Annotated in this window: 14 protein-coding genes; all 14 read right to left on the bottom strand. The window is 45.1% G+C overall.

Annotated features, from left to right (window positions below; all coding sequences use genetic code 11):
* Nucleotides 1–208: 208 nt before the first annotated feature.
* The 14 genes from E2491_RS10480 to dnaA all read right to left on the bottom strand — a co-directional run bounded on the left by E2491_RS10480 (nt 209) and on the right by dnaA (nt 14,164).
* On the bottom strand, nt 209–985 hold the full coding sequence (locus E2491_RS10480; protein WP_134375601.1) for an ABC transporter permease subunit: 777 nt from the start codon (nt 983–985) through the stop codon (nt 209–211).
* Nucleotides 982–1,878, bottom strand: coding sequence for an ABC transporter ATP-binding protein (locus E2491_RS10485; protein ID WP_134375602.1), 897 nt, complete (start codon nt 1,876–1,878; stop codon nt 982–984). Before E2491_RS10485 ends, E2491_RS10480 begins: the two co-directional genes overlap by 4 nt.
* Nucleotides 1,879–2,070 carry a PLD nuclease N-terminal domain-containing protein gene (locus E2491_RS10490; protein ID WP_134375603.1) on the bottom strand — a complete coding sequence of 64 codons (192 nt, stop codon included), beginning with the start codon at nt 2,068–2,070 and terminating at the stop codon, nt 1,879–1,881. It lies immediately after the preceding gene.
* Nucleotides 2,063–2,281: a sigmaY antisigma factor component gene (locus E2491_RS10495; RefSeq protein WP_134375604.1), complete on the bottom strand. Its 219-nt coding sequence runs from the start codon at nt 2,279–2,281 to the stop codon at nt 2,063–2,065. The genes E2491_RS10490 and E2491_RS10495 overlap by 8 nt, the downstream gene beginning before the upstream one ends.
* Nucleotides 2,274–2,579 carry a YxlC family protein gene (locus E2491_RS10500; protein ID WP_134375605.1) on the bottom strand — a complete coding sequence of 102 codons (306 nt, stop codon included), beginning with the start codon at nt 2,577–2,579 and terminating at the stop codon, nt 2,274–2,276. The genes E2491_RS10495 and E2491_RS10500 overlap by 8 nt, the downstream gene beginning before the upstream one ends.
* Nucleotides 2,557–3,054 (bottom strand): sigma-70 family RNA polymerase sigma factor, encoded by a 498-nt coding sequence (locus E2491_RS10505; RefSeq protein WP_134375606.1) that lies wholly within the window; start codon nt 3,052–3,054, stop codon nt 2,557–2,559. The genes E2491_RS10500 and E2491_RS10505 overlap by 23 nt, the downstream gene beginning before the upstream one ends.
* Before the next feature lie 471 nt (nt 3,055–3,525).
* On the bottom strand, nt 3,526–4,617 hold the full coding sequence (locus E2491_RS10510; RefSeq protein ID WP_134375607.1) for an HD-GYP domain-containing protein: 1,092 nt from the start codon (nt 4,615–4,617) through the stop codon (nt 3,526–3,528).
* Nucleotides 4,618–4,774: 157 nt separating this feature from the next.
* Nucleotides 4,775–7,282, bottom strand: a complete 2,508-nt coding sequence (gene gyrA / locus E2491_RS10515; protein ID WP_134375608.1) for a DNA gyrase subunit A — start codon at nt 7,280–7,282, stop codon at nt 4,775–4,777.
* Nucleotides 7,283–7,452: 170 nt separating this feature from the next.
* Nucleotides 7,453–9,393, bottom strand: coding sequence for a DNA topoisomerase (ATP-hydrolyzing) subunit B (gene gyrB, locus E2491_RS10520; protein ID WP_134375609.1), 1,941 nt, complete (start codon nt 9,391–9,393; stop codon nt 7,453–7,455).
* Nucleotides 9,394–9,419: 26 nt separating this feature from the next.
* Nucleotides 9,420–9,674, bottom strand: a complete 255-nt coding sequence (gene remB, locus E2491_RS10525) for an extracellular matrix regulator RemB (RefSeq protein ID WP_134375610.1) — start codon at nt 9,672–9,674, stop codon at nt 9,420–9,422.
* Nucleotides 9,675–9,679: 5 nt separating this feature from the next.
* Complete coding sequence (gene recF, locus E2491_RS10530) at nt 9,680–10,807, bottom strand: DNA replication/repair protein RecF (protein ID WP_134375611.1); 1,128 nt, start codon at nt 10,805–10,807, stop codon at nt 9,680–9,682.
* A 14-nt stretch (nt 10,808–10,821) separates the two neighbouring features.
* A complete protein-coding gene (yaaA, locus tag E2491_RS10535) occupies nt 10,822–11,043 on the bottom strand; it encodes a S4 domain-containing protein YaaA (RefSeq protein WP_134375612.1) in 222 nt (73 codons plus the stop codon).
* A gap of 440 nt (nt 11,044–11,483) precedes the next feature.
* Nucleotides 11,484–12,620 (bottom strand): DNA polymerase III subunit beta, encoded by a 1,137-nt coding sequence (gene dnaN / locus E2491_RS10540; protein WP_134375613.1) that lies wholly within the window; start codon nt 12,618–12,620, stop codon nt 11,484–11,486.
* A gap of 197 nt (nt 12,621–12,817) precedes the next feature.
* Nucleotides 12,818–14,164, bottom strand: coding sequence for a chromosomal replication initiator protein DnaA (gene dnaA, locus E2491_RS10545; RefSeq protein ID WP_134375614.1), 1,347 nt, complete (start codon nt 14,162–14,164; stop codon nt 12,818–12,820).
* Nucleotides 14,165–14,742: the final 578 nt, after the last annotated feature.

Consider the following 14,742-nt stretch of genomic DNA (forward strand, 5'->3'; position numbering starts at 1 on the left):
CTGTTATTTTGAAAAAGTTTTTTCAGCATCCAGTTGAAGTTGATGGCCGTTGTTTTTCGCAACGAGGAATAATATATCACGGATGTTTCATATAACGCAACCCTTTTTAAATAAACTATTAATTTAATTTATTTCAAAGCTCAAATCCCATTAAAAAAGAGCAGGATCCGTATCCATGCTCTGCGTTAAACATTATAGCGAAAAACAATTACTGTACCCATTCTTTTCTCTTTAAATAACGTACTGATCCGGCGATCAGCAGTACACTCAATAGGATCGTACTTACAATGGCGCGCCAGGCTCCCGCTACAGATTCGTTCATCATAATCGCTTGTGAATGAAGTGTCAGACTTCCCGGCGTCCACAGCATTGGCTCTCTAAAGATGGATGACAGTAAAGATAATAGCAATAGAATCACAAGTCCTGCACCAGCCACCGCTGCGCTTCTTTTTAACACCGTGCTTAAAGACAGGACGAGCGAGACAGCAAACAGCAGCCACAAAATATAGAAGAAAGAGGCTGACATCATATCCGCAAAGGCAATCGGATCAAACAGCAGATAAATGTAGTATAGTGATGCAGCTGCACCCGAGATGTAGGATATTAAGACGATCGCTGCAGCTGCCGTCCATTTAGAAAAGAAGTAGGCGAAGTAGGAAACAGGCTTTGCGAGCACCATAACCGCTGTGCCTCCTGTGCGTTCACCTGACAGCATGCCCATAATGCCGAGCACTACCACAAACAGACCAATTTGTGAGAACTGCCCGAGTGTCTCAACAAAAACCTGATCCGCTCCCGGCAGAGGAATCTCGATCACCGCTCCTTCCGGAAGACCGCCAAACTGTTCTAAAATGTCCGGCAGATAATAACTCGTTAACGGCTGCATGATCCCGAGCGCAATAAAAACAAGTGGCATCCAGAGCCACTTATAGCTCCTTTTCATTTCAAGCCACTCTTTTTTTAATAATACAGTGTAGGCATTCATACGTTCATCACCTCGTGAAAGACATCCTCTAATGTCGCTGTACCGACTTCCATTGACCGGACCGGCAGCTGGTGGGTAATTATTTCTTTTAATAGGAGTGGTCGCAGGCTATCAATCTCCATCCCTTTTACGATCGCTGTACGGTCATCTGATTTAACCGTCAGAACGGGATGCTTTTGTTGTAATAAAGTAACCCACTCCTTAATTGGTTCATCGGAGCGTATGGTGATTTCCGGACGGTCATAGGCCGCATACACCTGTTCAAGGGAGTCAAAGAGCACCTTTTTTCCATGATTCATGATCAGCACATCATCGCATAACGTCTGGGCATCGTGCAGAACGTGCGTAGAATATAGGATGGTCATTTCCTGCTTTAACTCCTGAAGCAGATCCATCACATCTTTACGTCCGGCCGGATCAAGTGCTGATACCGGTTCATCGAGCAGCAACAGCTTTGGCTGATGGATCAGTGCCTGTGCGATACCAAGCCGCTGTTTCATTCCGCCTGAGAAGCCTCCGATTTTTTTATTCGCTGCTTCTTTTAAACCGACCCGTTCCAACAGCTGATCTGCGCGTATGATCCCTTCTTTTTTAGAAACTTTACCAAGCTCTGCAGCAAAAACAAGGTATTCTTTTGCGGTCATCCAGTTAAAAAAGGACGGATATTGTGGTAGAAATCCAATCAGGCTTCTATTGTCTCCGTGATGCTGATCAAATGTTATGGTACCTGCTGTTGGTTCAGCCAGCCCGCTGATCATATGAAGTGTAGTTGTTTTCCCGGCGCCGTTTGGACCGAGTAGCGCTGTGGTCCGACCGGGTGAAAGAGAGAAAGTAAGCTGGTCCACCGCTTTTGCTGAACCATAGGATTTTGTTAAGTCTGAAACGGTAATCATCTAGGTATCCCTTCTTCCGATGATAAAGTAAAGGACAGGGCCAATCAGATTAATAAACAGAATAATGATCACCCACAGCCATTTCGGACCGTTTACAGAAGGTCGTTTGGCCAGATCCACCAGGGCTAAAACAGCGATCACAATATTAATAAATGCCAGAGGCGCGATTAAAGCAAAATTCAATTCATCCATTTTGATCTCTCCTTTTAATTAAATAAGGCTGTAGTTTGCGGGACCAGACTAAATAGCAAATGAGCGGAAGTGGCGTCTGAATAATGCCCCAGATGCCCCAGAACCATTTGGCATGCCCTCTTTTTCTTGCATCCGTGAACAAATAGATACTCTGTGCAAGGACAATGAGGATCAGCAAAATGAGCAGTCGGATATCAGGTAGTTCATTCATGCTGTCTCACCCCATTTCTCCTGCGATAGATCATACCTGAGATGCCCGCAATGATAAAAAAGAGGAGCTGACCCACTGCATAAAGAACCGGATCATTGATTAACACGAGCAGCGTGACCGTGATGAGGCATAGCGCAATGAGAATGAACCAGATCAGCTCCTTGCGCTGCCGCTTACGTGTTTCTGTCATCATCATGTGGATCTCTTCCATAGACGGTGTTGCTGCTGTCACCCGATCAAGGTCACGCAGTCCCTCTTTCAGTTTTTCTTCTATGTCATCGTGCCTGTTGCGTTTCATTGTCTCCCAGCTCCTTTCTCAGCTTAGTCATTGCGTGATGCATCCGGGATTTAACCGTACCGGTCGAAACCTGGCAGATCGTTGCGATTTCTTCATAGGAATAGCCATAATAATAGCTCAAGACGACAGGAATCCGGTGGATATCCTTTAACGTTTTCAGCGCTTCTGCAATCTCAAGTCCCGGCCCCTCCCCAAGCTTCCATTCCAGCTGACGGCTGTTCAGGTACATGTGCTCCCGCTTTTTCCGTCGCTTTTTATCGATCCAGAGGTTGGTTGCGATCTGGATCATCCACGTTGTAAAGGCTGCCTTCTTCGGATTGTACTGAGCGTAACGCTCGATACAGCGAATCATTGTATCCTGCGCGAGATCCTCGGCTTCAGCAGGATGAAGGGTCAGCTTGACTAAATAGGCATATAAAAACGAATAATGTTCATGCAGCAGCACGCTCAACTGCTCTGGTGTCGTTATCTTCATCCTGCCTCTCCTTTCTTTTTCTATGACTTATACGCTTAAGGTCACCCATTTGTTCAAATCAATTTTTATTTTTTTAAAAATTTTTTTATCAAAAGAAAAGAGCTATCTCCGTTAGGAAATAACTCTGTTAAGAATGTCAGTTTTCATCAATCGTACCGGGGTCATCCTTCGCTTTCCCTGGTCTAGCTCCAGCGACTAGCCCCTCGAGGTCATAAGTCGAAGCTGAACGAGGGCAAAGGGCCGCCCTCTTTTCATCTTCGCCTTATGCTTGTCGGGGCTGGACGAGTCGCCTCCGCTTTTCTAAGGCCGCGCGGTGAGCCAGCTAGTGCTAGGCACTACGCTGTCTCACCTGTCGCTTCTCTGCCGCAGGAGTCTACGGATGCCCCCGGTACGATGTGGCTTCATTTTGAGATAGATATGAAATATAAAGTCATGCCTTTTTTAAACACTTTGAAAAAAGCGAATCTCATTCTAGGAAATAACTCTTTCTATAAACAATTTGCGGTTCGTTGACAGATCAATGACTTCTTCTGTTAATGTCGAGCGTACCATCGGGCGGAGTAGTTCGTCAGGTTTTGTGAAAATGACTTCAGCGACCTGTTCGTTGGACAGTTCGACCTTTGTACCGGTGGACAGGTTACCGACCATTTCCTGCAGGGTTTTTAACAGGATAATATCAAACTTGCCGAATTCGTCGTGCATGATCGTTTCCAGCGCTTTAAAAGGTGATTGTCTGGCACGGTACAGCCGTTCTGAAGTCATCGCATGGTACACATCCGCGAGGGCGATCATCTGGGCGGGCAGATTAATGTCCGATCGTTTGCTGCCACGCGGGTACCCGCTGCCATCGAGTCTTTCATGATGCTGATAGATTGCCTGCTTCATTTCGTTTTTCAACAGAGGTGTATCCATTACATATTGATAGCTGTAGATCGGATGCTTACGGATTTCAATGGCTTCCTCTTGCGTCAGTGGCCCTGTTTTCTTTAAAATCGACAGCGGCATTTTCGCCATTCCGGTATCGGCAATAATCCCTGCCAGAGCGGTCTGGATGCAGGCTCCTTTGTCATAGCCGTATTTTTCGGCGATCAGGTAGCTGATGAGTGCGGTTGATACAGCATGGTGTGCCATATAATCCTTTGGCTGTGACCAGCGGGGCAGATAATAGATCATGTCCCGGTCGGAAGAAACTGCTTTTAAAAGCGGTGTCAGTTTGTTTTTCAGATCAACGACATCCACTTTGCTTCCGGATTGCCATCCATTGAAGGCAGCGTTGAAGAATTTTACGAAATCCATGTAAAGCTTTTTAAAGGAGTAATTCTCCACTTCATGAAAATCTGCGGTTTCATTGTAAGCTTCATCTTTTGAAGGCTCAGCATCGACCATCCCTCCATCAGCTGTCTTAGATAAAATAGCCAGCTGGCGGATGTTAAATGCCCGCATTACTTCAATATGAATCGGCTCAATTTCTGTCCCTTTTTTTATAATCGGGTTTGCCGTCAGTCCCATGACATCTTCTGCTGCAATGCAACCTACTGTTAATTCCTCAACATGTACCTTCATCCTCGCACCTCGGCTAGTTCTTTTTATTCATTTTATCACATAGCAAAAAGAAAACAGAAAGTTATTTTCCTGTTTTTTCAGAATCCTTTAGCTGACCACAAGAAAAAGGGTGGGACCGCGCCAAATAACGCGATCTCACCCTTCATACAGCCATGCTTTATTCTTCTGACTCTTCTTCTGATGGAGCTGCTGCTTCCATGCCTTCTGCAGCCTCTTCATCCATTTCATCTGTTTCTTCTTCTTTTTCAATACGTGTCACAGTGGCCACATATTCCTCTTCACCAAGACGGATCAGCTTCACACCCTGCGTGCTTCTGCCTGTCTGGGAAATACCATCGACATCCATCCGTATCAGCACACCTTGAGCAGTGATGACCATGATGTCTTCATTACCGGATACGGCGTTTACAGAGACAAGACGTCCATTTTTCTCGGTAATGTTACACGTCTTAATCCCTTTACCGCCTCTTGATTGAACACGGTATTCTGCTTCAGGCGTCCGTTTACCGTAGCCGTTTTCCGTCACGACCAGGATATCGTTGTCTTTTTCAAGCACTTCCATGCCAACGACTTCATCATCAGCATTCAACCGGATTCCTCTTACGCCGGCAGCAGTACGTCCCATTGACCGGACGTCGGTTTCAGGGAAACGGATCAGGAGACCATTTTTCGTCCCGATAATCATTTCCTGACTGCCGTCTGTAAATTTCACCGAAATGAGCTCGTCATCCTCACGCAGGTTGATCGCAATCAGCCCGTTTGTACGGATATTGGCAAAATCGGTTGCCTGCGTACGTTTCGCCAGCCCTTTACGCGTCGTAAAGAAGAAGTAAGAATCCTCTTTGAACTCCTCTACACGGATCATTGCGTTCACGACTTCGTCTTTATCAATCTCAAGAAGGTTAATAATCGGAAGTCCTTTCGCTGTCCGGCTGTACTCAGGAATTTCATAACCCTTCGTACGGTATACTTTTCCTTTATTCGTAAAGAACAGGATCGTATCGTGCGTAGAGGTCGTCAGCAGGTGCTCAACGAAATCATTTTCGTTGGTACCCATGCCCTGAATACCGCGGCCACCACGTTTTTGAGAACGGTAGGTAGAAGCCGGCAGACGTTTAATATAACCATTATGTGTAAGTGTGATGATCAGATTTTCACGCGGGATCAGATCTTCATCCTCAATCATTTCAGCTCCGCCTGTTGTAATCTCTGTACGGCGCTTATCGTTAAAACGTTCTTTTAATTCAAGCAGCTCTTCACGGATGATTTCAATGACGCGTGCTTCACTTGCAAGAATTTCTTTCAGGTCTTTAATTAACGCAACGAGTGACTGATATTCTTCTTCAATCTTGTCGCGCTCAAGTCCTGTCAGACGCTGAAGACGCATATCAAGAATCGCCTGTGCCTGCTTTTCAGACAGACTGAACTGCTCCATCAGCCCTTCACGTGCAAGATCCGCTGTTTCAGATCCACGGATTAAGGCAATAATTTCATCAATATGATCAAGCGCAATGCGCAGACCTTCTAAAATATGTGCACGCGCTTCCGCTTTACGGAGTTCAAATTCCGTTCTGCGTCGGATCACGACTTTCTGGTGCTCTAAATAATGGTGAAGCGCTTCTTTCAGGTTCAGTACCTTCGGCTGACCATCTACAAGTGCCAGCATATTAATACCGAAGCTTGTCTGAAGAGCTGTCTGTTTGTACAGGTTATTTAACAGAACATTGGCATTTGCATCACGGCGGACTTCAATCACGATCCGCATACCGTTACGGTCAGATTCATCGCGAAGATCCGTAATGCCGTCAATCTTTTTATCACGCACAAGCTCAGCGATTTTTTCAATCAGCTTCGCTTTGTTGACCTGATAAGGGATTTCATGAACGAGAATCGTTTCCCGTCCATTGGCTTTCTGTTCAATTTCAACCTTCGCACGCTGAACAACGGATCCTCTACCCGTTTCATAGGCGCGGCGAATGCCACTGCGGCCTAAAATCATCGCACCTGTCGGGAAATCTGGTCCCGGAATATGTTCCATCAGTTCAGCAATCGTAATCTCAGGGTGCTCACTGAAAGCAAGAAGGCCGTCAATGACTTCACCGAGCTGGTGTGGGGGAATATTTGTCGCCATTCCAACCGCGATTCCACTTGAACCATTTACAAGCAGGTTCGGGAAACGGGAAGGCAGAACGATCGGCTCACGTTCAGAGCCGTCATAGTTATCACGGTAATCAATTGTATCTTTATTAATATCGCGTAGAAGCTCCATCGATATTTTGGACATTCTCGCTTCCGTATAACGCATCGCGGCAGCGGCATCTCCATCGACAGATCCAAAGTTTCCATGTCCCTCTACAAGCATATAGCGGTAGCTGAAATCCTGCGCCATACGGACCATCGTGTCATACACGGCTGAGTCTCCGTGAGGGTGGTACTTACCGATTACTTCCCCGACGATACGGGCAGACTTTTTGAATGCTTTATCAGACGTCATCCCAAGGTCATTCATCGCATACAGGATACGACGGTGAACCGGCTTCAGACCGTCCCTTACATCAGGAAGCGCACGGGATACGATAACACTCATCGCATAGTCCATGAACGACGTACGCATTTCCTGGCTAATATTGATCTCATGAACATTCGAACTAGGCGTCTCGGCCATAACAACAAAAACCTCCTTATAAGAGAAAAGCCCGGTTAATCAACGGCTTTGCATCATTCAGACAGACCCTCCGGCGATCACGATCATACCGGCTGATTCTGCTGTTTTTTGATCTTTAAAACAGTAAGAAGGGATAGAACAGATGCCTATCCCTCTCCTCTATCCACCTGTTACACGTCCAGGTTTTTCACGTAGGCAGCATTGTCCTCGATAAACTGACGGCGCGGCTCTACTTTATCCCCCATCAGAATCTCAAACGTTTCATCCGCTTCAATTGCATCTTCCATCGTGACTTGTAAAAGCGTACGTGATTCCGGATTCATGGTTGTTTCCCATAGCTGCTCCGGATTCATCTCACCAAGACCCTTATAACGCTGAAGTCCCGGTTTTGGTGCCGCTGGGATTTCTTCAAGAATCTTATTCAGTTCGCGGTCTGTATACGCATATCGGATTGTTTTCCCCTGCGTAATTTTATATAACGGCGGCTGTGCAATATAGATATAGCCGGCTTCAATAATCTGTCTCATATAACGGTACAGGAATGTTAAAAGGAGCGTACGAATGTGCGCACCGTCTACATCGGCATCCGTCATGATGACAATTTTATGGTAACGGGCTTTTGAAATATCGAAGTCTTCCCCGATACCTGTGCCAAGCGCTGTGATGATCGCACGAATTTCATTATTCGACAGAATTTTATCAAGACGCGCTTTCTCAACGTTAATGATCTTTCCACGCAGCGGCAGGATCGCCTGGAAATGACGGTCACGGCCCTGCTTGGCTGATCCGCCGGCAGAGTCACCCTCTACGACATACAGTTCACTGATCTTAGGATCACGTGACGAACAGTCAGCCAGTTTACCCGGAAGACTTGATACTTCAAGCGCACTCTTTCTGCGCGTTAATTCACGTGCTTTTTTAGCTGCAAGACGCGCACGCGCCGCCATGGAACCCTTGTCCACGATCTGGCGTGCGACGGTCGGGTTTTCCATCATAAATTTATCGAAATGCTCCGAAAAGAGCTGATCTGTAATCGTTCTTGCCTCAGAGTTGCCGAGCTTTGTTTTCGTCTGTCCTTCAAACTGCGGATCCGGATGCTTTATCGAAATAATCGCCGTTAATCCTTCACGCACATCTTCACCGGACAGGTTGCCATCGGCGTCTTTTAATAAATTATTACGGGCTGCATAACTGTTAATCACGCGGGTCAGCGCAGTCTTAAAGCCTGATTCATGCGTTCCACCCTCATACGTGTTAATGTTATTTGCAAAAGAATAAATGTTGCTCGCAAATCCCTGATTGTACTGCATGGAAATTTCAATCGAGATACCGTCTTTTTCACCTTCGATAAAGACCGGCTCTTCATGAATAACTTCCTTCGTGCGGTTTAAGTGCTCAACATAAGACTTAATTCCGCCTTCATAGTGATAATGCTTTTTAATATTATTTCCTTCTTCATCCTTCGCGCGCTGGTCTTCAATTTCAAGAGCCAGACCACGGTTAAGAAAGGCTAGCTCACGCACACGGTTTGCAAGCGTGTCAAAGTCGTATTCCGTCGTTTCAGTGAAGATTTCCGGATCCGCTTTAAAGCGTGTAACCGTTCCAGTGTGGTCAGTTTCTCCGACAATCTTCAAATCAAACTGCGGCACACCTTTTCTATACGTCTGGGTATAGATGTTGCCGTCACGGTGAACAAAGACTTCCAGCTGCTCAGAAAGGGCGTTAACAACTGAAGCCCCTACCCCGTGCAATCCGCCGGATACTTTATATCCGCCGCCACCGAACTTACCCCCGGCGTGAAGTACAGTCATAATGACCTCAACGGCTGGACGTCCCATCTTTTCGTGTGTTCCGACCGGAATTCCCCGGCCATTATCTTCTACTTCGATCCAATTGTCTTCTGTGATTCTAATCGTAATCGTGTCACAGTGGCCTGCAAGCGCCTCGTCAATACTGTTATCAACGATTTCCCATACGAGATGGTGAAGTCCTCTTGAGGAAGTCGAACCGATATACATTCCCGGACGTTTCCGGACGGCTTCGAGACCTTCAAGAACCTGTATCTGATTTTCATCGTAGGCTTGCTGGATTTGTGTATCTTCAGTTGCCACGCGATTTCACCTGCACTTTCTATTACTTAGGACCGGTTATACGGTCTGCTCATTTTTTCCGCTCTTTTTTTAAGGGTTGCTGATGACAATGGAGATAAATAAACCTTGAAATCAGTAATAACAATGGCTTTACAGGCTGACTGACAGAGATCAACGATACCGTTTTCGTTGTCCTTCATAAACTGCTCCATAATGAGCGAGCCCTCTGCCGCCTGTACATCCATTATCGCCACGATGTCATTCATTCTTACCATTGCGTCTTCCCCAATATGCACATACACCTGGGTCAGCCCCCTTTTGTTTTCTTCACAATGCTGCCCTGCTCAACAATAAATGTAGTGGCCTCATTCAGAGTCTCATGATCAATGCCTTCGACACTCGTTGTCGTGACAAAGGTTTGGACCTTTCCCTGAATCGTATTTAAAAGATGTGACTGACGGTAATCGTCAAGCTCAGACAGCACATCATCAAGCAAAAGAATCGGGTATTCACCGATTTCCGAATGGATCAACTCTATTTCAGCAAGCTTAATGGAGAGTGCCGTTGTTCTTTGCTGACCCTGTGAGCCAAACGTCTGAACATCATGACCATTCACAAGAAACTGTAAATCATCACGGTGTGGCCCGACTAATGTTACTCCCCGTTCAATCTCGCGCTTTCGCAATCCTTCAAACTTTTCCCTGAACGCATCTTCAACTTCCTTATGAGAAACGCCTGAGTCAACCGGAATGGATGGCTTGTACACGACTTCAAGTGTTTCAAGTCCCCTTGAAATTCCTTTATGGATCGGTTCTGCCCATTCCTGCAGAAGCTTCAAATAATGAAAGCGGCGCACCACAATTTTAGCAGCCATTTCAATAAACTGATCCGTCAGCACATCAAGCATCGTCTGATCCTTTTGGCGCTGCGTCTGAAGCTGCTTTAAATAATGGTTTCGCTGCTGGAGAATCTTCTGGTAGAGACTGCTGTCGTGCAGATAGACCGCTGAAACCTGTCCAATCTCCATATCAATAAAACGACGCCTTACTTGAGGGCTCCCCTTCACTAAGTGGAGATCTTCGGGCGCAAACATCACAACATTCATATGGCCGACATAGCGGCTGAGTTTTGATTGTTCAAGGTGATTGACTTTTGCTTTCTTCCCTTTTTTTGAAATGATCAGTTCCAGGGGAAGAGCACCGTGCTGTTTCATCACTCTACCTTTTATTTTAGCATATTCCTCATCCCATTGTATTAAATCTTTGTCATTTGACGTTCTATGGGATTTTGCCATTGCCAGGACAAAAATGGACTCCATGACGTTTGTCTTGCCCTGAGCGTTCTCTCCGAGGATTACATTGACGTTATTATCAAAGGTCAGGGTCATTTTTTCGTAATTTCGATAATGCGAAAGCTCGAGCTCCTCAATGTGCATGCATGAACATCCTTCTACCCTTCCGACTTCACCGTATAAGTGCCGACTTCCGGAATATATATTTCATCGCCATCGCGCAGCTTGCGTCCTCTGCGCTGGTCCTGTTCCTTGTTAATAAAAATCTCATGCTCGCTTAAATACCATTTGGCCATTCCGCCACTCTGGATAATGTTTGCAAGCTTTAAAAATTGACCGAGTGTAATATATTCGGTCTGGATCGTGATTTTTTCACTCATGTCCGTTCACTTCTTTCTTATTGACTTATCCTTCTATTTTACCTTAACGGGTACGCGAAAACAAAGAAAACATGGAGTTGTAATGATTGTAAAAGTTGGGGGTTGAAGTCGGATCTTCGAGAGCTGGATGGTTTTGTGGGAAATGTACTGTTTCGGTGAGTGATTGACCCGATTCAGAAAATATTTGTATCGTTTCAACATTTTTTCGTACTGTTTCAGCATTTTATTGTATCGCTTTCTGTCAAAAGCAGCTGAATTGTTCTGTTTGGTCTGTTAATTGTATCACTACAGCTATGGATTTGTATCGTTCCACTCACGAATTGTACCGTTCCCCAAAATTGAAAATCCTCTTCTCCCTCAGGCCTTCACTAAAACAAAAAACTGAAACACATCCGGCCAAATGAGCGGCTGTGTTTCAGTCTTTCAATGAATCAATGAAATTAATAAGTACGAACAGGGGTGATCAGCTGAAGAATGCTGTCATCCGCCGTCGGGCGAAGAACGAATGGTCTCATCGCACCGGTAAACTGGATATTCGTTTCTGTGCCCTCAAGCACCTTGAGCGCATCCATCATGTATTTCGCACTGAATGAAATCGTCAGCGCTTCGCCAGTTGTTTCATCACTCTGGATCTCCTCTACAACTTTCCCGATTTCAGGTGTGTTAGATGAAATCTGAACATTGCCATCTTCACTGATCAACAGCTTCACGACATTGTTGCGTTCTTCACGCGCTAATAGAGAAGCACGGTCGATCGCCTGTAAAAATTCTTTTCCGCCAACTGTCATGGACGTTTTACTTTCAGACGGAACGAGTCTTGACGTATCAGGATAATTTCCTTCAAGCAGTCTTGAGAAGAACAGTACGTGCTTGGAGCGGAACAGCACCTGATTTTCAGTCATAACAATTTCTGTTTCATCTGCAGTATCTTCAAGAATTTTGTTCAGTTCATTTAGACTTTTACCCGGAATGACGGCTTTGTATGGCTCGCCGTTTCCTCCGCTGACTGGTGCCTTGCGCATCGCCAGACGGTGGGAGTCTGTTGCAACACAGTTTAACGTGCCGTCTTCCACTGTCCAGTTTACACCTGTCAAGATAGGGCGTGTTTCTGAGGTGGACACTGCGAACACAGTCTGACGAATAATGGTTTTTAACAGGTTTGTCGGGATTTTCAACACGCTGTCTTCCTCAATTTCCGGAAGATGCGGATATTCTCTTACATCCTGCCCGTTTAAGTTGAATTCCGATTTTCCTGAGCGGATCACGGTTTGCAGGTGTGAGTGGACTTCAATTTCCACGGTATCAAGCGGCAGCTTTTTAACAATGCTTTCAAAAAATCTGGCCTGAAGGACGATGCCCCCTGTTTCTTCAACCTGAACGATTTCTTTGCCATCTTCTTCTTTTGGAATAAACGATTCAATCGAAATATCTGAATCACTTCCAGTCAGTGTTATTCCTTCCTCGTGAGCTGTAATTTTAATTCCGCTCAAAATCGGAATCGCTGTTCTGGATGAGACCGCTTTGATGACATCATTGACGCCATCAACAAGACGATCACGCTGAATCTGAAATTTCATGTAAGATATCCTCCAACTCTTCGCATATTTGCTGCGAGTTATATAATAAATATTTTTAAATAAACTTAGTAATAATAGTAGGGGCTGTGGATATGTGGATATGTCTGTTAATGACTGAAATGGCGTGTTATCCACATGTGAATAGAATGTGGTCGAACGTGCACGGATTTTGTCACTTATACACAGCGCTGTTTGTCCTACTTTTGCAGTTCGGCTTTAATATCCTTTAATTCCTGCTTTAACGATTCGTCTGTTGCCAGCAGTTTTGAGATCTTTTCGTGCGCATGTATAACCGTTGTATGATCGCGGCCTCCGAATTCTTCCCCGATCTTTGGTAAAGAGAAGTCCGTCATCTCACGGGACAGGTACATCGCGATCTGTCTTGGAAATGCGACGGTTTTCGTCCGTTTTTTCGCTTTGAAATCCTCAAGCTTTACGCTGAAATGCTCTCCAACGGTTTTTTGAATGTCCATGATCGTAATCACTTTCGGCTTAGAGCTTGGCATAATATCCTTAAGCGCTTCAGCTGCCAGGTCCGCATTAATGTCCTTGCTTACTAATGATGAATAAGCAACGACGCGGATCAGCGCCCCTTCAAGCTCACGGATATTGGAGTCGATCTGGTTGGCGATATACAGCATCGCTTCATTTGGAATATCAAGTCCTTCTGCCTTCGCCTTTTTGCGGAGAATGGCGATCCTTGTTTCAAGATCAGGCGGTGTGATATCTGTGATCAGCCCCCACTCAAAACGTGAACGCAGACGGTCCTCAAGTGTCGGAATCTCTTTAGGCGGCCGGTCGCTTGAGATTACGATCTGCTTACTTTCTTCATGTAATGTATTAAAAGTATGGAAAAATTCCTCTTGCGTCTGTTCTTTCCCGGCTAAAAATTGAATATCATCAATTAGCAGTACATCTACGTTCCGGTATTTGTTGCGGAAATCAACCGCCTTGTTATCACGGATTGAATTAATGAATTCATTGGTGAATTTCTCAGAAGATAAGTAAACAACCTTAGCAGATGCGTTATGTTCAAGTACATAGTGACCGATCGCATGCATTAAGTGCGTTTTACCAAGTCCTACTCCCCCGTAAATAAATAACGGGTTATAGGCTTTTGCCGGTGCTTCTGCTACAGCGAGTGAAGCAGCATGCGCAAAGCGGTTACCCGATCCGATGACAAAGGTGTCAAAGGTGTACTTCGGATTCAGCATGCTCTTAGACCATTCCTGCTGGTCATCATCAACAACGGGCTTTCTTGGGGGTGCAGCCAAAGCGAAATCATCTTCGTCCTGATTTTGAGGAATAATGAACTTGATCGTCAGCTCTTCCCCGGTTATTTCCTTTATGACACCGACAATTAATTGAGTGTAGTTCCCTTCAAGCCAGTCCCGGGCGAATTCGTTAGGCGCTGTGACGGTTAAAACGTTCCGTTTAAGAGAAAAAGCTTTTGTTGATTTGAGCCAGGTTTCAAAGCTCGGTTTACTGATCTTTTTCTCCATATCCTGCAGTGCCCGGTTCCATAAATCCGTGATATTTTCCAAACTGAATGCCCCCTCCTTTTCTATATTATTTTTCGGGAAAAACATTCCCGTTTCATAAGATTTATATATATACATTTTTCTGAATAGCTGAAAATGGTGAATTCGAGGGTTATCGACACCATTCCATGCTTGTGGACAACTTTTTCCATGCATGTGAAATAGTTTATCCACAAATTATCCACATCTGTGGATAATGTTTTTTGAGAGAATAAGTTATTCAGAGTGAAAACACAACTATAATATCAGATAATGCTTGATGGTGCAATGGTTCGTATTGTTTATCCACAACCCTTTAAACAAGTGGATTTTATTTGTCCACAGCCTGTTTGTCTGTGAAAAACGTGTCGATAAGCGTTGTGGATAATTTTTTTGTGATGATTTTTAGGGAAATGAGTTATTCACAGGTTGAGAGATTTGGAGAAGGATTATTTTTTTGGTGAGGGTTATACATGTGGATTTGGTTGAGTGAGTCATTGGTGAGATGTTTTTGCTGCGTGGCTGGAGATTGTTTTTGGTGAGCGGGATTTGTTGGATAGAGTGGAGTGGTTTTGCCGAGGTTGTGAACATCTGATCTGCTT

It is taken from the genome of Jeotgalibacillus sp. R-1-5s-1, assembly GCF_004405105.1.
Classification (GTDB): domain Bacteria; phylum Bacillota; class Bacilli; order Bacillales; family Jeotgalibacillaceae; genus Jeotgalibacillus.